23 protein-coding genes and 1 pseudogene are annotated in these 23,563 nt (G+C 36.7%); 8 read left to right on the top strand and 16 right to left on the bottom strand.

The annotated features are described in order from the left end of the window. Window positions 1–108: 108 nt before the first annotated feature. Window positions 109–261 carry a hypothetical protein gene (locus tag GZ63_RS17860; RefSeq protein ID WP_156947699.1) on the bottom strand — a complete coding sequence of 51 codons (153 nt, stop codon included), beginning with the start codon at window positions 259–261 and terminating at the stop codon, window positions 109–111. A gap of 299 nt (window positions 262–560) precedes the next feature. Beyond that, entirely contained in the window at window positions 561–1,424 is an 864-nt protein-coding gene (locus GZ63_RS0107675) for a polysaccharide deacetylase family protein (protein WP_318842364.1), read from the bottom strand. 260 nt (window positions 1,425–1,684) lie between these two features. On the opposite strand from GZ63_RS0107675, the gene GZ63_RS0107670 reads away from it, so the two are divergent. After that, window positions 1,685–3,220, top strand: coding sequence for a glycine betaine uptake BCCT transporter (locus GZ63_RS0107670; protein ID WP_029268336.1), 1,536 nt, complete (start codon window positions 1,685–1,687; stop codon window positions 3,218–3,220). A 575-nt stretch (window positions 3,221–3,795) separates the two neighbouring features. Here GZ63_RS0107670 and lpdA read toward each other — a convergent pair. The 5 genes from lpdA to GZ63_RS0107645 form a co-directional block, all read right to left on the bottom strand. After that, a complete protein-coding gene (lpdA, locus tag GZ63_RS0107665; protein WP_029268335.1) occupies window positions 3,796–5,202 on the bottom strand; it encodes a dihydrolipoyl dehydrogenase in 1,407 nt (468 codons plus the stop codon). Window positions 5,203–5,205: 3 nt separating this feature from the next. Beyond that, the gene (locus GZ63_RS0107660) at window positions 5,206–6,480 is read right to left on the bottom strand and encodes a dihydrolipoamide acetyltransferase family protein (RefSeq protein WP_029268334.1); all 1,275 of its coding nucleotides are present in this window, start codon (window positions 6,478–6,480) and stop codon (window positions 5,206–5,208) included. A 22-nt stretch (window positions 6,481–6,502) separates the two neighbouring features. After that, on the bottom strand, window positions 6,503–7,480 hold the full coding sequence (locus tag GZ63_RS0107655) for an alpha-ketoacid dehydrogenase subunit beta (protein WP_029268333.1): 978 nt from the start codon (window positions 7,478–7,480) through the stop codon (window positions 6,503–6,505). Window positions 7,481–7,482: 2 nt separating this feature from the next. Next, complete coding sequence (gene pdhA / locus GZ63_RS0107650; protein WP_226374335.1) at window positions 7,483–8,526, bottom strand: pyruvate dehydrogenase (acetyl-transferring) E1 component subunit alpha; 1,044 nt, start codon at window positions 8,524–8,526, stop codon at window positions 7,483–7,485. 383 nt (window positions 8,527–8,909) lie between these two features. Further along, on the bottom strand, window positions 8,910–9,653 hold the full coding sequence (locus GZ63_RS0107645; RefSeq protein ID WP_084179090.1) for a YkyA family protein: 744 nt from the start codon (window positions 9,651–9,653) through the stop codon (window positions 8,910–8,912). 208 nt (window positions 9,654–9,861) lie between these two features. On the opposite strand from GZ63_RS0107645, the gene def reads away from it, so the two are divergent. Further along, window positions 9,862–10,413 carry a peptide deformylase gene (gene def, locus GZ63_RS0107640; protein WP_029268330.1) on the top strand — a complete coding sequence of 184 codons (552 nt, stop codon included), beginning with the start codon at window positions 9,862–9,864 and terminating at the stop codon, window positions 10,411–10,413. A gap of 77 nt (window positions 10,414–10,490) precedes the next feature. Here def and GZ63_RS0107635 read toward each other — a convergent pair whose 3' ends face one another. Continuing rightward, complete coding sequence (locus GZ63_RS0107635) at window positions 10,491–11,261, bottom strand: Cof-type HAD-IIB family hydrolase (protein ID WP_029268329.1); 771 nt, start codon at window positions 11,259–11,261, stop codon at window positions 10,491–10,493. 555 nt (window positions 11,262–11,816) lie between these two features. Between GZ63_RS0107635 and GZ63_RS0107625 the strand changes: the two genes are divergently transcribed. Then, window positions 11,817–12,026 carry a DNA-dependent RNA polymerase subunit epsilon gene (locus tag GZ63_RS0107625; RefSeq protein ID WP_029268328.1) on the top strand — a complete coding sequence of 70 codons (210 nt, stop codon included), beginning with the start codon at window positions 11,817–11,819 and terminating at the stop codon, window positions 12,024–12,026. A gap of 4 nt (window positions 12,027–12,030) precedes the next feature. Further along, entirely contained in the window at window positions 12,031–13,698 is a 1,668-nt protein-coding gene (gene rnjA, locus GZ63_RS0107620) for a ribonuclease J1 (protein ID WP_029268327.1), read from the top strand. Window positions 13,699–13,800: 102 nt separating this feature from the next. On the opposite strand, the gene GZ63_RS0107615 is transcribed toward rnjA, so the two are convergent. The 3 genes from GZ63_RS0107615 to GZ63_RS0107605 form a co-directional block, all read right to left on the bottom strand. Then, window positions 13,801–14,469: a potassium channel family protein gene (locus GZ63_RS0107615; RefSeq protein WP_029268326.1), complete on the bottom strand. Its 669-nt coding sequence runs from the start codon at window positions 14,467–14,469 to the stop codon at window positions 13,801–13,803. Window positions 14,470–14,600: 131 nt separating this feature from the next. After that, window positions 14,601–15,047 carry a TlpA family protein disulfide reductase gene (locus tag GZ63_RS0107610; protein WP_029268325.1) on the bottom strand — a complete coding sequence of 149 codons (447 nt, stop codon included), beginning with the start codon at window positions 15,045–15,047 and terminating at the stop codon, window positions 14,601–14,603. A gap of 117 nt (window positions 15,048–15,164) precedes the next feature. Next, complete coding sequence (locus GZ63_RS0107605; protein WP_029268324.1) at window positions 15,165–15,707, bottom strand: peroxiredoxin; 543 nt, start codon at window positions 15,705–15,707, stop codon at window positions 15,165–15,167. Between the two features lie 330 nt (window positions 15,708–16,037). Between GZ63_RS0107605 and GZ63_RS0107600 the strand changes: the two genes are divergently transcribed. Then, the gene (locus GZ63_RS0107600; protein WP_029268323.1) at window positions 16,038–16,874 is read left to right on the top strand and encodes a mechanosensitive ion channel family protein; all 837 of its coding nucleotides are present in this window, start codon (window positions 16,038–16,040) and stop codon (window positions 16,872–16,874) included. A 41-nt stretch (window positions 16,875–16,915) separates the two neighbouring features. Here GZ63_RS0107600 and GZ63_RS0107595 read toward each other — a convergent pair whose 3' ends face one another. The 3 genes from GZ63_RS0107595 to cbpB all read right to left on the bottom strand — a co-directional run bounded on the left by GZ63_RS0107595 (window position 16,916) and on the right by cbpB (window position 19,285). Next, window positions 16,916–17,158, bottom strand: a complete 243-nt coding sequence (locus tag GZ63_RS0107595) for a YkuS family protein (protein WP_029268322.1) — start codon at window positions 17,156–17,158, stop codon at window positions 16,916–16,918. Window positions 17,159–17,236: 78 nt separating this feature from the next. Next, on the bottom strand, window positions 17,237–18,727 hold the full coding sequence (locus GZ63_RS0107590) for an MDR family MFS transporter (protein ID WP_038221053.1): 1,491 nt from the start codon (window positions 18,725–18,727) through the stop codon (window positions 17,237–17,239). A 90-nt stretch (window positions 18,728–18,817) separates the two neighbouring features. Then, complete coding sequence (gene cbpB / locus GZ63_RS0107585; RefSeq protein WP_029268320.1) at window positions 18,818–19,285, bottom strand: cyclic-di-AMP-binding protein CbpB; 468 nt, start codon at window positions 19,283–19,285, stop codon at window positions 18,818–18,820. Window positions 19,286–19,487: 202 nt separating this feature from the next. Here cbpB and GZ63_RS0107580 point away from each other — a divergent pair, with 202 nt between their 5' ends. Genes GZ63_RS0107580 through trhA form a run of 3 tightly spaced genes read left to right on the top strand, consistent with a single transcriptional unit; the run spans window position 19,488 to window position 21,383 of the window. Continuing rightward, a complete protein-coding gene (locus GZ63_RS0107580; RefSeq protein ID WP_029268319.1) occupies window positions 19,488–19,793 on the top strand; it encodes an ArsR/SmtB family transcription factor in 306 nt (101 codons plus the stop codon). 12 nt (window positions 19,794–19,805) lie between these two features. Next, window positions 19,806–20,714, top strand: coding sequence for a cation diffusion facilitator family transporter (locus GZ63_RS0107575; protein ID WP_029268318.1), 909 nt, complete (start codon window positions 19,806–19,808; stop codon window positions 20,712–20,714). A 33-nt stretch (window positions 20,715–20,747) separates the two neighbouring features. Continuing rightward, window positions 20,748–21,383 carry a PAQR family membrane homeostasis protein TrhA gene (trhA, locus tag GZ63_RS0107570; protein WP_029268317.1) on the top strand — a complete coding sequence of 212 codons (636 nt, stop codon included), beginning with the start codon at window positions 20,748–20,750 and terminating at the stop codon, window positions 21,381–21,383. A 165-nt stretch (window positions 21,384–21,548) separates the two neighbouring features. Here the strand turns inward: trhA and ade are convergent, their stop codons facing one another. Both ade and GZ63_RS18095 read right to left on the bottom strand, forming a co-directional pair. Beyond that, window positions 21,549–23,303, bottom strand: coding sequence for an adenine deaminase (gene ade / locus GZ63_RS0107565; RefSeq protein WP_029268316.1), 1,755 nt, complete (start codon window positions 23,301–23,303; stop codon window positions 21,549–21,551). A gap of 25 nt (window positions 23,304–23,328) precedes the next feature. Beyond that, a pseudogene (locus GZ63_RS18095) lies at window positions 23,329–23,563 on the bottom strand (NCS2 family permease); the annotation flags it as partial.

Genomic DNA, 23,563 nt, shown 5'->3' with positions numbered 1-23,563 from the left:
AATCGTTTGCGATATTGTTTCAGTTCTTTACGCTCGAAGCTGCTTACGTTCACTTCCATTTTCACTTGCTTCCATTTGCTTGTCATAGCCGGCCACTGTATCATTCAGCTATTCAACTACTTCAGTTAGCTCTTCAGTCGAAAGTTCGTCCGGAATACTTTCCACGACATCATTCACGGCAAAGGCAATATCATCTTCTTGTAATTTAATTTCTAAATCCAGCGGCAAAACAACCTGATTCATGGTATAAGAATTAAGCATAAGCGACACCCCTGATAAATTGTTGTGTAGTGGCTTTAATTTTATCAGAAGGTGTCCTTTTTGTTTACTAAAACAAGTATATTAAAGCCCTTTTCATATCTAGTTGACTGGAACGAAAGGTGGCTGACTCCAGCGGGAACAGCACGGGGCTCAAGACCCCACGTGAAGTGGTTTTCTTCCGAGGAGGCTGAGGCCGTGCCCGCGGAAAGCATCCGCCTGCGGTGCAAGTCAGCGGGATTACTAAATAAGTATAAATCGCACGGAAAAGTAAAATAAAGAAGGGTTTTGTCCCAACCTCGTTACTCTTTTGTCTGTATTGAATTTGGATCAACGATCTCATATCCTTTTTCTTCTAAACCTCTAACGATATCATGCAAACCCGCAGCGGTCCACTTTCGGTCATGCATTAGTAAATTAGCTCCATCATTAAGATATTCCGTATTAACCATAATATCTGTAATTGCTTCTTTCGTCTGATATTCTGGTTCCCAGTCAAAACCATATGTCCAATTCATCAAAATCATACCTTCTTTATCAGCAACCTGTTTGGAGTAATCTGTATTCGCTCCATTTGGAGCACGGAAGAATTTTGGACGTTCACCAGTAATTTCTTCAACCATATCACTTACTTTCACGATTTCTTCTTTTTGTTCTTGTTCTGACAAATCCGGTAAAAATGCATGACTGTATGTATGATTACCTATTAAAAATCCCATATCATAAATTTCCTTTAACTTTCCCTTGTCCTCATCTGTTTCTAAAAAATGACCATTAACAAAAAAAATAGCATTCACATCTAATTCTTTGAGCGTTTTAGCCATCTCTACAGCATGGTTATCAGGAGCATCATCAATGGTCAGCAAAGCTACTTTTTCCTCTATTTGATCTTCTAGAGGCACAATAGACCATGAATTTGTATCAACTTTGTATTTTTTCTCTGCAAACTTTTGTTTCTCCTCATCCATTTCTTCATCGTTATCTTGTTTATTCTGATCATCATTTTCTTTATTTTTAGATGGACTAACCTTTTTTTCTTGATGTTCTGTTTGATGACTAGATGCATTCGTTTCATTGTCTTTTTTAAGTGTTTCTTCACTGCCACTACAGGCAGCTAAAGAAATCATCAATATCATACCGAATAAAACCAAAATTCGCTTCAACACACAGTCCCCCTTTTAATCTATTAATCTATTATATTAAAATGGTACAGAAGTTGACAATACCTGGCAAATTGTTTAAATTTTAGAAAGTTGTTTAGATTAAGGACTTAATGGGTATATAAGAATCAGTTCAGCGGCATAATCCGATAATTTTAAACAAGATTATTTGAATATAGAAAGAGGATATGTTTAAATACATAAATGTACATAAATATGTCGCTTATGTTTATACTAATTTCTAGAGAAAGGATTGGATAATGAATATGAAAAAGGTCACTCGGGTTTTTTATATATCCGCAATAATATCTATTTTATTTATTATTTGGGGAATAATTCCAGATTCGATCTTACCTCAAGCAAATTTAGACAATGTTACTACTGTTGTTCAAACGTTTTTAGTCGATAAATTCGGATGGTTTTATTTAATAAGTGCAACTGGTTTTTTAATATTTGCCATTTATTTAATTTTCTCTAAATATGGCAATATAAAACTTGGCAAGCCAAATGACGAACCAGAATACTCCTACCTTACATGGTTTGCTATGCTATTTAGTGCTGGTATGGGAATTGGCCTTGTGTTCTGGGGCGCAGGTGAACCATTATCACACTTTCACACACCACCATATGGGGATGCAGAAACAAATGAAGCAGCGAAAGCAGCTATGCAATATAGTTTTTTCCACTGGGGAGTTCACCCTTGGGCAATCTATGCTACATTAGCTTTAGCTCTTGCATTTTTTAAATTCCGCAAACAATCCTCCGGTCTTGTCAGCGATATCTTACAGCCGCTTTTTGGAGAGAAAATAAAAGGAAAATGGGGGACGCTCATTAACACGATCGTTGTTTTTGCGACTGTTTTTGGTGTAGCAACCTCATTGGGATTTGGTGCGATTCAGATTAGTGGCGGTTTATCTTTTGTGTTTGGCATAAATCAAACGTTTGCGCTTCAACTGTCTATTATCCTTATTGTAACCGTCTTATATTTATTATCAGCTATGACTGGTTTAAACAAAGGGATTAAATACTTGAGTAATACAAACATTGTACTTGCTATCGCATTGATGTTGCTCCTTTTGTTTTTAGGTCCAACCAAATTTATACTGAATTTATTTACAACAACATTCGGTAGCTATGTTCAGAATTTGCCAAGTATGAGTTTAAGAATGACCCCTTTTGATCCAGAAAATTCAACTTGGATAAAAGACTGGACGATTTTCTACTGGGCTTGGTGGCTTGCTTGGTCACCTTTTGTTGGAACATTTATTGCTCGTGTTTCCCGAGGGCGTACAGTTAAAGAATTCGTACTAGGTGTTTTATTAGTCCCAACAATCTTTGGAACTTTATGGTTTTCTGTATTTGGCGGATCTGCGATCAATTTAGAGTTTTTCCAAGGCGTAGACATTATGCAACATGTTGATGCAATTGGAGAAGAAGTAGCATTATTTGCTGTATTAGAACATATTCCTTTTGGGACTTTTATTGCCATCATCGCCATTTTGCTTATTAGTACATTCTTTATTACTTCTGCTGACTCTGCAACATTTGTACTAGGAATGCAAACAACGGGCGGAAGCTTATATCCTGCAAATAGCGTGAAATTTGCTTGGGGTCTTATTCAGTCTGGTGCTGCAGCAGTCCTGCTCTGGCAAGGCGGACTCAATGCTTTACAGACAGCATCGATTATCGCAGCATTTCCATTTACAATCATTATGATTCTTATTGTATTTTCTTTAATAAAAGCGTTCAGAGAAGAAGCAAAGCATATTAATGTAAAACGTAAACGTGCAAAACAAGATTAGACAATATTGTCTAATCTTGTTTTTCTTAAAATCATTTTATCCCAATCAAAAAGGCTAGGACAAAACGAGCCATAGGATCTTAAAAAAGGTTCCAATCATCAAAACCGATGATTGGAATCTTTTTGATTTGGATTATTTCCATTATCTATAATTAGATTTGCATTCCGGACGGTGTACATTCTCAAGTTTACCATCGCGCATACAAAGTTTATTTTCACCTATCTTTGCCCCTTAAGGACACTTCCAATAGTTATTGTGTGGTACTTTAATTTTATCAGGTGGTGTCCTCGTCCTTTTTGTTTACTATTATTAGCTAACGAAAGGCATTTTCTGAATCGATAAAATTCTAATCGTTATATATAAACAGGTTGGCCCTCTATGAAGTTAACTGGAACAAAAGGTGGATGAAGCCATGCCCGCAGAAAGCAGCCACCTGTAGTCGAAGGCAACGAAGATACCATCCATATCGAGATTATCTCATTCATAAAAAATGGTCAGGCAGTCCATCGAAAGATGAACTATCTGACCTTTTTTACATTTGCTGGGGTTTTGTCCCGGCACTTTTTTTAGTGTTTTTACATCATATGAACTGGAGTTCCTAAAGCAACTTCTGCTGCTTCCATTGTAATTTCACCTAGTGTTGGATGTGCATGGATTGTAAGTGCAATGTCTTCAGCAGTCATGCCTGCTTCGATTGCTAACCCGATTTCTGCAATCATATCACTCGCATTTGGCCCAGCAACTTGTCCGCCAATTACTAAACCATCTTCTTTGCGTGTAATTAATTTCAAGAAACCATCCGTACTATTTAAGGATAGTGCACGTCCATTTGCTGCAAATGGAAACTTAGAAGACTTCACATCATACCCAGCTTCTTTTGCTTCTTTTTCGGTATAACCGACAGATGCAAGTTCTGGATCAGTAAATGCAACGGACGGAATTGCAAGGTAATCAACCTCTGATTTATGTGCGCTAATCGCTTCTGCTGCTACTTTGCCTTCATAAGAAGCTTTGTGTGCAAGCGGCAAGCCAGGAACGATGTCTCCAATTGCATAAATATTATCAGCGTTGGTACGGCACTGCTTATCTACTTTAATAAGTCCTTTTTCATCTACTTCAATACCTGCCTGTTCTAGTCCAAGCTCTTCTGTATTCGGCTTGCGTCCTACTGTAACTAGGACATAGTCAGCTTCCACCGTTTCTTCTTTATCTTTGGCCTCATAAGTTACTTTCACGCCGTCTTTTGTTTCTTCAACGCCTTTGGCAGTTGCTCCTGTAACAACAGTGGCACCTTTTTTCTTTAAGCCTTTCTTAACTAATTGGGTCATTTGTTTTTCGAAGCCGCCAAGAATATCTTTCGCACCTTCGATAAATGTAACTTCCGAACCAAGGTTTGCATAGGCAGTTCCAAGTTCCGTACCGACATACCCTGCGCCAATAACAACAAGTTTTTTCGGAATTTCTTTTAAGTTAAGCGCACCTGTTGAGTCAAGCACACGATCGGAAAATTTGAAACTAGGAATTTCAACCGGTGAAGATCCGGTTGCTATAATGCAGTTGTTAAATTTGTACGTTTGAGATTGCTTCTCATCCATTACTTTTGCTGTATGCTGATCAACAAAGTATACTTCGCCATTTAAAATATCTACTTTATTTCCTTTTAGAAGCCCTTCTACACCTGAAGTAAGTTTGTCGACAACTTTTCCTTTCCACTCTTGTGCTTTAGAAAAATCGATAGATACATTCTCTGCAGTTATTCCAAGTTCGTCGTGTCCGTTAGCCGCTTCTGCTTTGTGTCCAACTTCAATTAAAGCCTTAGATGGGATGCAACCAACGTTTAAACAAACACCACCTAATGGACCTTTATCAACAATTGTTACTTTTTGCCCTAATTGTGCAGCCCGAATAGCGGCTACATATCCACCTGGACCTGCACCAACAACTAATGTGTCTACTTCAATTGGGAAATCCCCTACTACCATAACTTACGCCTCCATCATAATTAATTGCGGATCATTTAGTAATCGCTTGATTTGATTTAGAGCTAATTGTGCTGTAGCACCATCTACAATACGATGATCAAAACTAAGTGATAATGCAAGTACTGGAGCTATGACAATTTCACCATCGCGTACGACTGGCTTTTCGGCAATACGGCCAATGCCAAGAATGACTGCTTCCGGATAATTAAGTACTGGTGTAAACCATTGTCCTCCTGCAGAACCAATGTTTGTAATCGTATTTGATGCGCCCTTCATCTCTCCTGATGTTAGTGTACCACTACGAGCTTTTTCTGCCAATTCATTAATCTCTTTGGAAATTGCAAAAATAGATTTACGATCAGCGTCTTTAACAACTGGTACCAGTAGACCTTTATCTGTATCTGCAGCAATACCAATATTATAATAATGCTTATGGATGATTTCATTTGTCTCATCAGCAACAGCAGCATTTAATATTGGGTGTTTTTTCGATGCAGAAATGAGCGCCTTTACAACATACGGTAAATATGTTAATTTAATTTCTTGCTCCGCTGCAATTTCTTTAAATTTCTTGCGATGTGCAACAAGTTCAGTAACATCGACTTCATCCATTAATGTTACATGTGGAGCTTTAGTTTTCGAGTTAACCATTGCTTTAGCAATCGCTTTGCGGATACCACTCATTTTTTCTCGAGTTTCCGCATATTCACCCATCGGAACTGCAGCTTCTTTTGTAGTTTCTTCTGGTTTCTCTTCAGTTGCATCCACTGCATCCTCGGCTGGTTGATCCCCGCTTAAGTAGCTGTCAATGTCCTCTTTTAAGATGCGTCCATTTTTGCCCGTTCCATTAACGGCTTGAATATTCACATCATTGTCACGAGCGTATTTTCGAACAGACGGCATTGCAATTACTCGTTTATCAGAACCCGTATCTGTATCCTCTGTTTCTTTTTGTTCCGTTTTTTCTTGCTTTGGTTCCTCGTTTACTGGTGCTTCATTTTCAACAGCTTCTTCTTCATCGCTACTATCGGATTCATAGCCTTCTGCATCAAATGTAATCAGCGTATCGCCTACAACAGCAACTTCTCCTTCCTCAACATGAAGCTTTTTCACCGTACCTTCTACAGGTGAAGGAATCTCTACGACAGCTTTGTCATTTTGTACTTCACATAAAGAGTCGTCCTCTTTGACTTCGTCGCCTTCTTTTAAAAACCATTTCACAATTTCGCCTTCATGAATTCCCTCACCAATATCTGGTAATTTAAATTCATACGCCATTAATACTACCTCCCGTCCAATATTAGAAATTTATAACTTGATCCACTTTTTCCATAATGTCCTTATGATCTGGCAGCCATATATCTTCCGCTTCTGAGAAAGGATACACGGTATCTGGAGCTGTTACACGCAATACTGGAGCTTCTAAATGTAAAATTGCTCGTTCTTGAATTTCGGTTACGATATTTGCTGCTACACCTGCTTGACGTTGTGCTTCTTGTACAACAACAACACGATTTGTCTTTTCAACAGACTTAATAATCGTATCGACATCGATTGGTGAAACAGTCCTAAGATCAATTACCTCTGCATTAATGTTGTTTTTCTCAAGTTCATCAGCTGCTTTTAGGCATGCATGAACCATTGCACCATATGCAATTAATGTAACATCTTTACCTTCGCGTTTAACATCTGCTTTGCTAAGATCAACGGTGTATTCTTCTTCAGGTACTTCACCGCGGAAAGAACGATAAAGTTTCATATGCTCTAAAAACACTACTGGGTCGTTGTCACGAATCGATGCAAGCAGTAATCCTTTTGCGTCATATGGTGTAGACGGGATGACAACTTTTAATCCTGGTTGTTGTGCAACTAACCCTTCTAGCGAATCAGCATGAAGCTCAGGTGTATTTACACCGCCTCCAAAAGGAGAACGAATTGTAATTGGCTGTTGCTTTGTATTACCTGATCGGTAGCGTGTACGAGCCATTTGTCCGTTGATCGAGTCCATCACTTCATATACGAATCCAAAGAACTGTATTTCAGGCACAGGTCGGAAGCCTTCTAATGCAAGTCCAATAGAAAGTCCGCCAATAGCTGATTCAGCTAGTGGTGTATCAAAAACACGATCTTCCCCAAACTCATCTTGTAACCCTTCTGTAGCACGGAACACACCGCCGTTTTGTCCTACATCCTCGCCAAAGACAAGTACATTTTCATCATTTTTCAATTCCGTACGTAGTGCATCTGTAATTGCTTGGATCATGGTCATTTGAGCCATTGTTATTTCGACTCCTTCTCTTTATATTCTTCCATTTGTTCTTTAAGGTTTTGTGGAAGTTCTTCATACATATTAGAAATAAGGTCTGTTACCTTTTGTTTTGGATACTTATCCGTTTCTTTAATAGCTGCCTTAATATCCTCTTTTGCTTGTTCAATCACTTTATTCTCTTCCTCTTCAGACCAAAGCTTTTTACTTTCTAAGAAAGTTCTAAAACGTACAATCGGATCCTTTTTCTCCCACTCATTATTAAGGTCTTCTGTACGATAACGCGTTGGATCATCTCCAGCCATTGTGTGTGGTCCATAACGATACGTTAAAGCTTCAATTAACATTGGCCCTTCCCCATTAATAGCACGCTCTCTAGCATGTTTCGTCACTGCATACATTGCAAGTACGTCCATACCATCTACCTGAATACCTTCAATACCTGCTGCAATTGCCTTTTGTGCTAGCGTTTTCGCAGCTGTTTGTTTTTCAACTGGAACAGAGATTGCAAAATGGTTATTTTGAACAAAGAAAATTGCCGGTGCACCGTATGCCCCCGCAAAGTTTATCCCTTCGTAAAAGTCACCTTGCGAAGTTCCTCCATCACCTGTATAAGTTACTGCTACAGATTTATTTCCTCGTAGTTTTTTTCCTAATGCTACTCCAGCAGTTTGTACATATTGTGCTCCAATAATAATTTGCGGGCTTAGAGCATTCACACCTTCTGGCATTTGATTTCCGTGGAAATGGCCTCTAGAAAACAGGAATGCTTGATACAACGGAAGACCATGCCAAATGAGCTGTGGCACATCCCGATAACCTGGTAAAATAAAATCTTCTTTCTCCAGTGCAAAGTGGCTTCCTAATTGAGAAGCTTCCTGTCCAGCAGTTGGAGCGTAAAAGCCTAATCTTCCTTGACGATTTAATGCAATAGATCTTTGATCTAATACACGTGTATAAACCATTCTGCGCATAAGCTCTTTTAACTCATCATCTGACAGATCAGGCATATCATCTTTATTGACAATTTTTCCATTTTCATCAAGAATCTGGAACATTTCGAACTTACTTTCAACACTATCAAGAACGTGTTTCAAAATAGTTCACCTCTTCCTTTCTATTTACCTTAATAATAGTATCCTTTTTTATCCTTCCCAGTAATCGAAAAAAATCTGTACCTTTTTTGCATAAATCTAATACCCTTTTTTATTTGTATATAATCATCTATTATAATCTGTTACATTGATATCGCAAATTTCACTGGTACAATTTTTAATCTACTCAGATTGTAGCCCAAATAGATTCAATTGGTCAATCCTTTTGTTTTATTATATAAATTTTCATGAAGGCTTTTGTTCGAGCGCGAATAAATAGCCGATCTGTTATATCACCTGTACCATTTTACCTTGTAACAGGTTGTGTTGTTGTATAATAAAAAAGACTAGGTTATACACCTAGCCTTTCCATTAATTGAAGATTGATTATTTTTTTCCTTAGTTTCTTCTGCGTTACCGTTTACATTCTTACTTGAAGTATCATCATACTTTACACTTAAGTCAGTCTGATCATAAAATTCCTTTTTTAACTTATTATAGTTAGCTGTCGCTTCGTTAAATTCTTCGTTTTTATCCAATACTTTTTCATATTTTTTATTAATTTTTTCAATATGCGCTGTTAAGTCTTCTTGTTCTAATTCTTCTTTTTGAAGCATTTGATAAAGTTCTTTTTCCAGTTTTAATGATTTTATGTATTCCTTATGTAATTGATCATAATGCTTATAACGGTCCATCATAACTTCATACATTTCACGCGCTTTATTTTTTGTTTTTTCATCTTCTAATTTTTCGATTAATTTATCAATTTTCTCAAATTCATCCTGTGATGCATGAATGCTTTCCTGTTCAGATTCCATTTTATTAGACCGCTTTTCGATGGTTTCTATCGCTTGTTTTGACGTTTCTTTAATCTTATCTAACTCATCCGGACCAAGCTCTATGATCGTGCTGTATAATTCCCTCTCCTTTTTTTCCAGTTCGGTAATTTCAGTTTGTACTTTTTCAAACTCTTCCTCCAAGGTTACCGCTTCTTCTAAATGTTCATATATTTTTTCTTCTGTCGACTTTCCACAAGCACTTATAAATAATAATAATGTCATAGTAACAAAAAACAAAAGCTTTTTATTCATCGCAGTGATCTTCCCCCCTTATAGTTAAAACTTACCAAAAAATCAATTAACATGCCCTTTAGTATAACATAAGATATCTTAAATTTATTCAATAAATTATTTCACTCTAACAAAACGAGGGTTGTCCTTGTGTCTATTCTATGATTTTTTTGTTCCTTTTATGATAAAATAATAATTGATATAAATAAAATATGGAGTGATATGAGTCATGTTAACGATGAAAGATATCGTCCGGGAAGGGCATCCGTCATTGCGTGAAGTTGCCAAGGACGTAGATATACCAACAACAGATGAGGAAATAAATTTATTACATGATATGCTTACTTTTTTAAAAAATAGTCAAGATGAGAATACGGCAGAAAAATATAATTTAAGACCTGGTGTTGGTTTAGCTGCACCGCAGTTAGGAATTAGTAAACGCTTAATTGCTGTCCATTTTGAAGATCCAAAGGGGAAGCAATACAGCTATGGATTAATTAATCCAAGAATCATTAGTCATTCTGTAGAGAAGGCTTATTTAGCTGGAGGAGAAGGTTGTCTTTCGGTTGATCGTCAAGTCGATGGGTACGTACCACGCAATGCGCGCGTAACCATTAGAGCAACCGATATGAATGGAGATGATCTTAAATTACGACTGCGAGATTACGCTGCTATTGTATTTCAGCATGAAATTGATCACCTAAATGGATTGATGTTTTATGATTATATTAATAAAGAGAATCCATTTCTTGCTCCGGAAAATGCGAAAGCAATACAATAACAAGCAGAAACAGTTACTGAAGTTGCCTGCTTCGTAACTGTTTCTGGATCATTTTGAAAAGGCGAACAAAAATAGCCTTAAATTAAATTATAATACTCGAGCCCTTTTAAGATACCTTGTTCATCGACAGTACTTGTCGTGTAATCAGCCACTTTTTTTAAAGATGGAACAGCATTTCCCATCGCAATTCCAACGCCAACCTCTTGAATCATCTCCATATCATTTAATCCATCACCGAATGCAAAGGCATCCGCTTTGTTTAAACCGCTTGCAGAAATAATTTTATCGATTCCTACAGCTTTGGATCCGCCACCTGGAAGCACGTCATAGGAAAACCGGTGCCAGCGGATAAAGTCAAGCGCATTATGTTTCGCAATAAAGGCATTCTGATCCTGTTCACAAAACAATAATGCCTGATAAATAGGACGGCCATGATAATAATTCGAATCTACTTGAGGATAATTTAACTTTAAATTGGCTAGACTTTCTTTTATATGAGGATGATTGTCTGTCGTGGCGCGCATATCTTTATCACATATAAATATCATCGGGAAATTATTCAAAGCGGAAGCTTCGTATAATGTTTCTAATGGTTCCTGATCAATCGGATTTTCATAAATGACTTCTCCCTCAAAAACAACATGTTGTCCATTAAAGCTGACGTATGAGTTTATATCAAGTTCTTTGCGTATTTCCTCAAACATAAATGGTGCACGTCCTGTAGCTATTGCAACATAGACATCATTTCTTTTTAATTCTTCAATAGCCTGCTTCGCAGATAATGGAATGTTTTTATGCTCATCTACGAGCGTTCCATCAATATCAAAAAAGACTATTTTTTTGTGCATTTATTTCTTCCCCTTTATCTAAGCATTGTCTTTATTATAGACGAAAAGCGATATATATGTATAATAAATGATTCAATGTAAAAAAATAGGAATAATAAACCACGGATAAAACTTGTGATATGTAGGCAACATGAACAGTTAAAAAGATTCTTTATATTATAAAAAAGTGATTTTCATTTCAATATTTGCCAAATCATACTATACTATAAGTAAGAGGGATTGGATCGGTAGAACGTTTTTATTGCTTTTCTGAAAAAAATGAAAGGAGATGTCATTCAACATGTTAAAACGCCTAAAGGAAAAGCTGAAAAAACGCTGGAAGGATTTTTTAGGCAAAGAACGTGTACCAACAACATATAAGAAAGACTACCATGAGTAAATGAACCAATCACATTCCACTTATGCTGAGTGTACGTGTTTTATATGGAATGATTAATGTTATCGATTGAATCGTGTTTATGTCTTCAACATAAAATAATGAGCAGCTTATTAATAATAGCTGAAGTTCAATAAAAAAATAAGTATAACTATTAAAGTGATATAAGGAGAGAGAAAATGATTTTTAAAGTATTTTACCAAGAACTTCCAAACGAAGTTCCTGTACGAGAACGCACAAAAAGTTTATATCTAGAAGCTGAGTCCGAACGAGATGTTCGTGTTAAATTAAATGATCGCAATTTGAATATTGAGTATATCCAGTTATTAAATGAAACACATTTAGCTTACGAAAAACAATCTGAAAATTTTACAATGGAAAACGTGTGAACCGATGAAGTTTGTAAAAAATGATCAAACTGCAGTTTTTGCACTAGGTGGGTTAGGTGAAATTGGAAAAAATACGTATGGTATTCAATTTCAAGATGAAATAATCCTAGTTGATGCGGGTATAAAATTCCCTGAAGATGAGTTGCTTGGAATCGATTACGTTATTCCCGACTACACCTACCTAGTCAAAAATCAAAACAAAATTAAAGGCTTATTCGTCACACATGGACACGAGGATCATATTGGTGGAATCCCATACCTCTTACGTGAGATCAATGTGCCTATTTATGCTGGTAAACTCGCGATCGGATTAATCAAAAACAAATTAGAAGAACATGGTTTATTAAGAAATGCAAAATTAAACACGATACAAGAAGAAGACGTTATTAAGTTCCGTAAAACAGCAGTTAGTTTCTTCCGTATTACCCATAGTATTCCTGATTCATATGGTGTTGTCATAAAAACACCTCCGGGAAATATCGTACACACAGGTGATTTTAAATTTGATTTTACTCCAGTTGGAGAACCAGCTAATTTAGCTAAAATGGCTGAAATAGGCAAAGAAGGCGTACTTTGCTTACTATCTGACAGTACAAATAGTGAAGTTCCAGGTTTTACAATGTCTGAACAAGTTGTTGGTGAAAGTATACAAGATATCTTTAGCAAAACGGAAGGAAGATTGATTTTTGCAACTTTTGCTTCCAATATTGATCGTCTTCAACAAGTTGTATCGGCCTCTGTAAAACATAACAGAAAAATTGCTGTATTTGGCCGGAGTATGGAATCAAATATTACCATTGGCCAAGAGTTAGGCTATATTTCAGCACCTAAAAATACCTTTATTGATGCTGGCCAAATTAATCGTCTTCCAGCACAGGATGTAACAATTCTGTGTACTGGCTCTCAAGGTGAGCCAATGGCTGCCTTATCCCGAATAGCGAACGGGACGCATAGACAAGTTCAAATCATCCCTGGTGACACGGTTGTATTTTCATCATCACCAATCCCTGGTAACAACATCAGTGTCAGCCGCACAATTAATAAGTTATCTCGTGCGGGAGCAGAAGTAATTCACGGACCTTTAAGCAATATCCATACGTCCGGGCATGGCAGCCAGGAAGAACAGAAACTAATGCTCAGACTTATCCAACCTAAATATTTTATGCCTATTCACGGGGAATATCGTATGTTAAAACAACATACCAAACTTGCAGAAGTATGTGGAGTGAATTTAAAACATTCCTTTATAATGGATAATGGGGATGTGCTTGCTCTAGGGAAAGATAATGCGATTATTGCAGGTAAGATTCCTTCTGGATCGATTTATGTTGATGGAAGTGGTATTGGCGATATTGGAAACATCGTCCTAAGAGACCGCCGAATATTGTCTGAAGAAGGTCTTGTCATCATTGTTGTAAGTATAAATATGAAAGAGTTTAAAATAGCATCAGGTCCTGATATCATCTCCAGAGGTTTTGTTTATATGAGAGAATCGGAAGACTTGATCAATGAGGCCCAAAAACTTGTAGCCTCGCATTTAACTACCGTGATGGAACGAAAAACAACACAGTGGTCCGAAATCAAAAATGAAATAACAGATACCATCGCACCATTTCTTTATGAAAAAACAAAACGTAAGCCGATGGTACTGCCGATTATCATGGAAGTGTAAAATTATTATAAAATATAAAACAGGTCTATCATCTATTAGGCAAAAAACCTATGATGGTAGACCTGTTTTTATTGGTACTATTTCTTCGGGTTTCATGGAAACTTAAGCATGATCCATAACTAAATGTTTTTCAAACCTCGATATGTCTTTATCTGCCCCAATGACAATTAAAATATCATCTTCCCTTAAGACTTCATCTGCACTTGGTGATACATTAATTTCATTCTCTTGTTTGATAGCTACCACATTACAGCCATAATTAGCACGTATATCTAAGTCTACAAGTGTTTTCCCCTGCATTTTCTTTCCTGCTTTCACTTCAACAATACTGTGTTCATCAGACAGTTCCAAATAATCCAGTATATTATTTGATATGACGCTATGTGCAATACGTTTCCCCATATCTCGCTCAGGATGAACCACTTGGTCTGCTCCGATTTTATTTAAAATTTTCTCATGATAATCACTTTGTGCTTTTACTGTGATTTTTTTTATCTCCAAGTCGGTTAAAATAACAGTAGTCAGAATACTTGCCTGAATATTGTCCCCTATCGATACAATCACATGGTCGATATTTTTAATGCCTAATTCTTTTAATGTTGCCTCATCTGTCGAATCAGCAATAACAGCATAAGAAGCAATATTTTTAAATTCATTTACCTTCTCTTCATCAATATCAATTGCTAAAACATCCATTCCTTCCATGCTTAATTCGCGACAAACGCTGCCACCAAATCTACCTAGACCAATAACGGCATAATCTTGTTTCATCCCTCTTCCTCCATCACTGTTTCAGTTTTTTAAGTGTATCATATCAAAGATTTATATAAATATGAAACGCAGGTTGTTTTCTGTTCAAAAAAATTACTCCTGCATACTGGCAGAAGTAATTTTTATCTTCTTTATTTAATTCCTAAAACCCGATTGACCCGTTTGCGCAGCATTTTCATACCGCCTCCACCAGCTTGGAAGTGACGTAACTTCCCTTCTTCATCAAACACATAATAAGCTGGTACATACTCATTTTGAAATGCGTCTGTTAATGCATGTTGATTATCTACGTAAATAGGTTGTGTGATGTCATGTTCTTTCGCCACACTTTGAACTTGATCCAGATCTAAATCCTTTTCCGAGCGGGGCATATGAACAGCAATTACATTAAGCTTATCTTTATACTCATCACGGAATTCATTTACATTCGGCATAGCCTCTTTACATAAACCACAACTTACAGACCAGAAATGAATCAGTGTTGGCTTATTCCCAATTAGTTCACTTTTTTGAATCGGATCACTGTTATACCATGTTGTCGCTTCCGGCAAATCAGGCATTTGTTCTCTTAACTTCATATTCCTACCTCCTAGGTTCCCTTAGAAAAAGCTGACTCCTTAAGCAAAGAACTTCCTTCTATTTCAAAAGAAATATTCTTTATTCATGAGTCAGCTTCTGCATTCAAGAAACGCTAATTATAGCGTTTCTTGACCTGGCTTCCAGTTTGCTGGGCAAAGTCCGCCTGTTTGTAGTGCTTGTAGTACGCGTAATGTCTCATCCACATCACGGCCAATATCAGTATGGAATACTGTTTGATATTTTAGTTCACCTTCAGGATCAATAATAAACAGGCCTCTTAATGCAATACCTTCTTCTTCAATAAGTACACCGTAATCTTTTGCAACAGCATGATTTGTATCTGCTGCTAATGGATATTTAAGATCACCTAGTCCATTATCATCACGGGATGTATTAATCCATGCTTTATGTGTATGAATTGTATCTGTGGAAACACCAATTACTTCTGCATCCAAGTCTTCAAATTCATCGTATCTGTCTGACATTGCTGTAATTTCTGTTGGACATACAAAAGTAAAGTCCATTGGATAAAAGAACAATACTGTCCATTTATCTTCTTTCATAATTTCCTCTAAATTAACTTTTCCGAATTCTTTGTCTGGCATTACAGCATCCATTTCAAAACGTGGTGCTTGTTTACCTACCATTCTTTCTGCCATTGTTAAATCCCTCCAAAAATAATGTCATATTTTGCATCCGTTTATTATTATAAACGACTTGTTAATTTTAGTCAATTTTAAATTAGAATTAGTGTAAAAAAGACAAGAAGTTGTCATATCATGCACATATAAAGTATACCCATTTGACATGTTCTCAAACGTTATTGTAAAGTATATATGTTCATATTACCATTTGTTTTAAAATTTTGTCCAACAATTGAGAATATCATACTCATTTTTTCAAAAGGTGACAGGTTTTAACGAGTGAACTATTGGGTAAATAATGAAGTGGTTACATATTTTTTAAATATTTAAGGAAGGAGAAAAAAAATGGATATTTTTGGAATTTCATTTGATCTTAGTAACATTTTAGGTGTTGTCATCCCAATTACACTTAAAATAGTATTTCTAATCCTAGCCTTTATTATTCTCAAACCGATTGGGAGAAAAGTAATTGAAAAAACCATTCAAAAAACAGGTAAATCAAGAAAAGTTTCTGCAAATCGCATGAAAACATTAGAAAAGCTATTAGTTAATTTATACTCCTATATTTTAATTTTTCTTTTCATTGTAATGGTATTTGCTATATTAAATATCCCGATCGGTCCACTGCTTGCTGGTGCTGGAATTGTTGGACTCGCGATAGGTTTTGGGGCTCAGGGTATCGTTAGTGATGTTGTTACAGGCTTTTTTATCCTACTTGAGAGACAACTTGAAATTGATGATTATGTCACTGTGGGAGAATTTGATGGTATCGTCGAAGAGGTTGGCTTACGGACTACGAAAATACGGGCATTTGATGGTACATTAAATTTTGTACCGAATCGTTTTATCGAAGGAGTTGCGAACCATTCTCGAGGAAACATGCGAGCACTTGTAGATATTAGTATTAGTTATCATGATAATATCGACAAAGCCATATCTGTTTTAGAACATGTATGCGAAAGTTTCCAGACAGATGATCGTTTTAAAGATGGGCCTAATTGTATCGGTGTCCAGGAAATCGGAACTTATAATACAATTTTGCGTGTAGTTGGACAAACAGAGAACGGATTACAATGGGAATGCGAACGAGATCTCAGAAAACAAATGAAAGAGGCATTTGAAGCTAACGAAATTACTATTCCATATCCTCATCAAGTATATATCCAAGAAAAACAAGATTAGAAAAAACAGCTAGCTCGCTTAAGAGTTAGCTGTTTTATTTCTTAGGTTAATTTTTCTGAGACTGCTTGGCAAACTTCTTCTAGATTTTGGCCTTGTGCATTGATGACCGGTCCAGCTATCGTTACATTAGAAATGCCCATTACATCTTTATCTTGACCGGAAATGATGCAGCAGTCACAGTATTGTACATCATCTTCTGAACGTAAATCGACCACTTCATGCCCCATTTCCATTAATGCTTCTTTAACGTCTGAAAGTGCTGGTTCTACTCCGATACGTGCCATCTTTTTTCCTCCTCTAGCGCTTTATATTCTTTGTTAGTTTCCCCAAGGAGACGCAACGGTATACTTTCATTCTTATTCTTATTCATGTTTAGGCATAAACAAAATGAGGATAAGACTTATAGTCGCCAGAATCAGAAGACCGACATAAACGACATGAAGCCCTGCCGTCAATCCTTCTTGCAATACTAAACGTACATCATCAGATAAGGTTGTATTCAGATTTGGATCAAGCAAGCTATTAGCAGAATCCACGGATACGCTTTTTTCCAATCCATTATTCTCTATGTACGTTTTTATTTGTCCATTTAATAAGCCACCTAACATAGCAGCACCGAGTGCACTTCCTAATGATCTCATAAACATATTAGCCGCGGTAGCGATACCCCTTACTTCCCATCCAATTGTACTTTGAATCGCAACAATAAAGGAGGTGGTGGTTAGGCCCATTCCAACTCCCACAAAAAACGACCCAATCCCAGCCCAAACAGGACCTTTATCAGGAGATAGCGTAAAAAAGAAAAAAGAACCAATAACTAAAGCTACACCACCGATCAAAGACGTATTGCGGAAACCGATTACTAATAATAACCTCCCAGCAATTGTCGAAGCAACAGGCCATCCGATCGACATTGTTGTGAGCGTAAAACCCGCTACTGTAGCAGTTTGTCCCATTACTCCTTGTACAAACGCTGGTAAATAACTTGAGACCCCCATTAAGATCATTCCTGTCGTTAGCGAGGTTAAATTAGCAACACTTATGATCCGGTATTTCCATATCGAAAATGGCATCATCGGTTCCAGTGCTCGTTTTTCCTGATACAAAAACATTATTGCTCCAAAGATAACTACACCTATTAATAAAATCATGAAGGAGGAATTCCAAGCAATGCCGACGCCTCCTTCAACTAATATGAGCATGAGCGAGCTTACTGCAATAATTATCCAGACAGCACCTGCATAATCAATCGGCTTTTTTTGTTTTTCAATATCTTCATGCAAGAAGAGAATAATTCCAAGTACAGCAAGCAAGCCAAGAGGTATATTCATCCAGAATACATATCTCCAGTTCAAAGCATCAACAAAAAAACCACCAAGGAGCGGTCCAGTTACTGCTGATATCCCCCATACACTCGATAAATAACCTTGTATTTTTGCTCGCTCTTCCTTACTATAAATATCCCCAACAATCGTTGTCGCAATGGTCATAAGTGCTCCCGCCCCAAATCCCTGTATACAACGGGATATAATCAGCATAACCATTGTTATACTAAACCCTGATAACGTGGATCCTAGTAAAAATAATAGCACTCCAATCACGAAGATTGGTTTTCTCCCAAAAATATCGGATAATTTTCCAAAGATCAAAACAGTCGAAGCATTTGTTAGTAAATAAGCAGAAAACACCCAACTATATGAAGAAAATCCGCCAAGATCAGCAACAATGCTCGGCATTGCTGTTGCTACAATGGTTGCTTCAATGGCTGATAAAAACATCCCTAACATGACCGATGCCAATATGAGTGGACGTTTTAACTCTTTTTTACTTTGTCTATTTATTCCTGCTTCCATCATTTATCCCAGCTTTTCTCTATTCAGTAAACTCCTTTTAATGTTAAAAACACCCTTGTCATTTACAATCTGGCAAGGGTGTTATCAACTTTAATCCGTTACGTTTGTTTCAGACTCCGATGATAACGTATACATCTCTTTCCTTACTTGTTTTAAAATTGCTCTTCTTGTTATAATTCCATCAAAATATCCCTCTTGATCTGCAACACAGACAAATGGAGAATTAATGACGGTTTTTAACGCTTGCACATAAGTATCTTCTTTGGTTAAACGAGGTATATCCCGTTTCATAATTTCATGGACGCGCATATCGGACAGTTGTTCAAACTCAAATCGTTCTAACCCTAAAGTCTGATTTAAAATCGCTGTTTTTCCAATTGTTCCAACTAATTTATAAGATGTATCCAAAACTGGAACAGCAGAATACCCTGATTTTACTAAGACAAGTAATGCATGTTCTAGTGGATTATTTAATTGTACATGTGCAACTTTTTCAGAAGGAATCATTAAATCTACAACCTGCTTATTTGTTGCCTGTTTATCTTGTAACATACTCATATAAAACGCTCCTTTTCAAATACTAACATCACAAACACATGTAGTTCATCACTTTCTAGAAAGGAGTGATCATTTACCTAAATGTATTTTACCATAATAAGGAGATAAGAAACATCATTAACTATTTGGTTATTCTTTTGAATATATTCTTATTTGCTATATAATATGAATATATGATCATATAGTTAAGGGAAGTTATATCATGCCTTATAATCCAATCGATCCGGCATTACTTGAAAATGTTTCACAAATATTCAAGGCATTATCTGACCCGACTCGTCTAAAAATTTTACATTTGCTCTCTGAGCAGGAATGTTCGGTCAGTGAAATTACTAAGCATTTAGATATGAAACAATCAACTATTTCTCATCAGTTAAAATATTTAAAACAACTTCATCTTGTAAAATACCGAAGAGTAAAAACGATGTATTATTATTCTCCAGATGATGACCATGTCATGAGTTTATTAGAGCAAGCAATGAAACATACGAAACATACAATCAGTTAGGAGGTTGTTAAAATGGGAAACCATCATGACCATTCACACCATCATACTAATAATGTGCGTGTGCTTTTTTTTAGCTTTTTGATTATCTTCATATTTATGATTATTGAAGCAATTGGAGGTTTTCTAACCAACAGTCTTGCTTTATTATCTGACGCTGGACATATGCTAAGTGATGCTGCGGCATTAGGTTTAAGTTTAATTGCTTTTAAAATCGGAGAACGAAAGGCAACCGAAGAAAAAACATATGGGTACAAACGCTTTGAAATTATTGCCGCTTTTATCAATGGTATCACCTTAATTGCTATTTCCCTGTACATTTTTTACGAAGCTTTTCACCGATTCGTCGAGCCGCCAAATGTCAGTGCGAGTATGATGATTATTGCTTTTATTGGTTTAGTAGTGAATATTGTAGTCGCATGGATGTTAATGCGTGGAGATTCTAAGGACAATTTAAATATCAAAAGCGCTTTGCTTCATGTACTGGGGGACCTATTAGGTTCAATTGGAGCCATTGTTGCCGGTTTGTTAATCTTTTTTTTCAATTGGAATATTGCAGATCCAATAGCAAGCGTTCTTGTCTCTGTACTAATTTTGTATTCAGGAATTCGTATTACAAAAGACGCAATCCATATACTAATGGAAGGAAAACCGAATCATGTCGATGTGGATGAACTAAAAAAATCTTTATCCGAATTAGACGGGGTAGAAAATGTTCACGACCTGCATGTTTGGTCGATTACATCTGAGTTTCCTGCAATGAGCTGCCATTTAGTAGTTGGTGATGACATTGACCGTGATCATTTACTGGTTGAAGCGAATAAAGTGGTTACAAGTAATTTCCAAATAGCGCACTGCACTTTGCAAATTGAAGGAAGTCACATAAACATTCATGAAAAATGCGATTCTTGTGATTCGTTTTAGGGATTTAAAATAAATAAAAGATGAGGTTTTTAAATGGGAACACATACATTTTCAAAGCAAGAGGAAATTGCGCATGCCATTACACATGGGATCGGGGTTCTGCTTAGTATTGCAGGATTAGTCTTATTAATTATTTTTGCCTCTCTTGAGGGAGACGTCTGGCAAATTATTTCCGGGATCGTATTTGGTACAACCATGCTGCTCATGTACATTGCTTCCACTGTAGTTCATAGTTTACCTAAAGGAAAATGGAAAGACATCTTTCAAATCTTTGATCATTCTTCCATTTATCTCTTTATTGCCGGAACATACACTCCTTTTCTGCTTGTTCACTTACGAGGAGATGTAGGATGGACACTGTTCGGTGTGATCTGGGGAATTGCAATTGTCGGTGTTGTATTTAAAATATTTTTCGTAAAAAAGTTCATTCTCTTGTCGACACTTTTCTATCTGTTCATGGGATGGCTCATTGTACTAGTGTGGGAGCCGTTAACATCGATTGTGCCTAGCAACGGAATTACTTTATTAATGATTGGAGGGATTCTCTATAGTGTAGGAGCTATTTTTTTCATATGGCGAAGTTTACCGTATCATCACGCCGTATGGCATTTGTTTGTTATAGCGGGATCCGCTTTCCACTTCTTCTCTATTTTTTATTACGTCATATAGAATGCGAAAGGCTGTGAAGGGCACTCCCCCTCGCAGCCTTCTTTTTAAAATGGGAATTTATTGAGCCACTGGCCTCCATCCATTTTATAGAATATGTCAAAATTTTTTGCATTTAAAAGGGCCCTGAATCAGTTTATCTTCAGAACCCAATCAATCCATTCATTTTTAGGCATAAGATGTGGATGCTTCTGCATTTATTGGTATATGTTTAAAAGATGTAACATCAAATAATCCCTGATCTGTCAATTTAATTTCTGGTATTACCGGCAAAGCCATAAAGGACAAGGTGATAAAAGGATTAAAATCACCATAAAAACCAATTATTTCCAATGCATCTTCTAATTGATGCAATCCTTTATTAACGGTATGAAATTCCTGTTCTGAAATAAGACCTGCGATCGATAGGGATAGTGAAGCAAGTATTTTTCCATTTTCTACTACAACTAATCCCCCGCGCATTTCCTTAATCTTATTAACTGCGCTTAGAAGATCATCATCATTTGTTCCTGCTGCAACAAGATTATGCGAATCATGTGCAAATGTAGAAGCAATAGCACCTGATTTAATTTTTAAACCGTGTAAAATACCAAGACCTACACGCTCTTTCCGATCGTGTCTTTCGATTACTGCCATTTTTAATAGGTCGTTTCGAATGGAGGCTTGAAAACAGCCATGCTCTACATCTACTATCTGTGTTCTATGTTTGGTCACAATACTGTTAGGAATAATAGATATAATATTTGCCTTTTGGTCTTTGCATAGCTTTATTTGCAGATCTTCCCTTGTGATCCCTTTCATCTGTACACTATTCATTAATTTTGAAGAAGGCTTCACTGTATTTTTATAGGTTGATATACATTGACCGCATTTAGCAACAGATACTCCTTTTACAAAAGTTTCATCGATATCCATTTCCTCTAGATTATCTAGAAGTAAAAAGTCTGCATCATATCCAGGAGCAATAGCGCCTTTCGTTTTTAAATGAAAGTATTCAGCTGCATTCAATGTAGCCATTTGAATGGCGGTAATTGGGTTGATTCCATGTTGGATGGTCACGCGTACATTGTGATCGATACTGCCTTCTTCAAGCAAGTCATTTAGATGTTTATCATCTGTAACAAATAAACAGCGCCGAGCATTTTTTTCATTTACAGCATGCAACAGTGTTTTTAAATCCCGAGAAGCTGACCCTTCACGAAGCATCACGTACATCCCTCGCTTGAGTCTGTCTTTTGCTTCTTGAACAGTAGTACATTCATGATCACTGCCGATCCCTGCTGCCATATAAACATTAATGCCATTTGGATCAATACCAGCTGCATGACCATCGATGATTTTATGATGATTCATTGCATCTACTAATTTATCCAGCATGCCATCGTCTCCATTTAAGACAGCTGGATAATCCATTACTTCTCCTAGACTGATTACTCTTTTTTGATCATAAAAAGGAAGTAAATCTTTTGCTGTAAGAATTGCTCCGGCATTTTCAAATGGAGTAGCAGGAACACATGATGGAATGCCAAACAACACATCAAGTGGGATGTCAGCTGAGGCATCCATCATAAATTGAATCCCCTCAGTACCACTAACATTCGCAATTTCATGAGGATCTGCTATAACGGTTGTAACACCATGAGGTAACACTACATTCGCAAATTCTGCCGGTGTAACCATCGCCGATTCAATATGAACATGTCCGTCAATAAATCCCGGTGCGATAAATTTCCCCTCTGCATCAATCATATGCTCTCCTTCAAAACTACCGATACCCGCAAAGACCCCATCAACAATTGCGAGGTCTGCTTCTATTATTTCTTGATTAAAAACATCAATAATTTTGCCGTTTCGTACAACGATATCAGCTGGGACTTTTTTAGCTGCCACTGCAATTCTTTTTCCTAATACCTTTTTATCCAATAAGGACCCTCCTTGTATTTTATGTTTAGTGTCCCCCTACAATAAAATGGATGATAAATGCTATACTGATGAAATATACAATCCAGTGTATTTCTTTAAATCTACCTGTTAACATTTTTAATGCTGTGTACGTAACAAACCCAAAAGCAAGTCCTGTAGCAATACTGTATGTGAGCGGCATCATAACGATGGTGAGAAAGACCGGAATTACGTTTGTGTAGTCATCGAATTTTATATTTGCAATTTCCGTAAGCATTAGG

The sequence above is a fragment of the Virgibacillus alimentarius genome, assembly GCF_000709085.1.
In the GTDB taxonomy this organism is placed as follows: domain Bacteria; phylum Bacillota; class Bacilli; order Bacillales; family Amphibacillaceae; genus Virgibacillus_B; species Virgibacillus_B alimentarius.
This window is presented reverse-complemented; position numbering and strand designations above follow the sequence as displayed.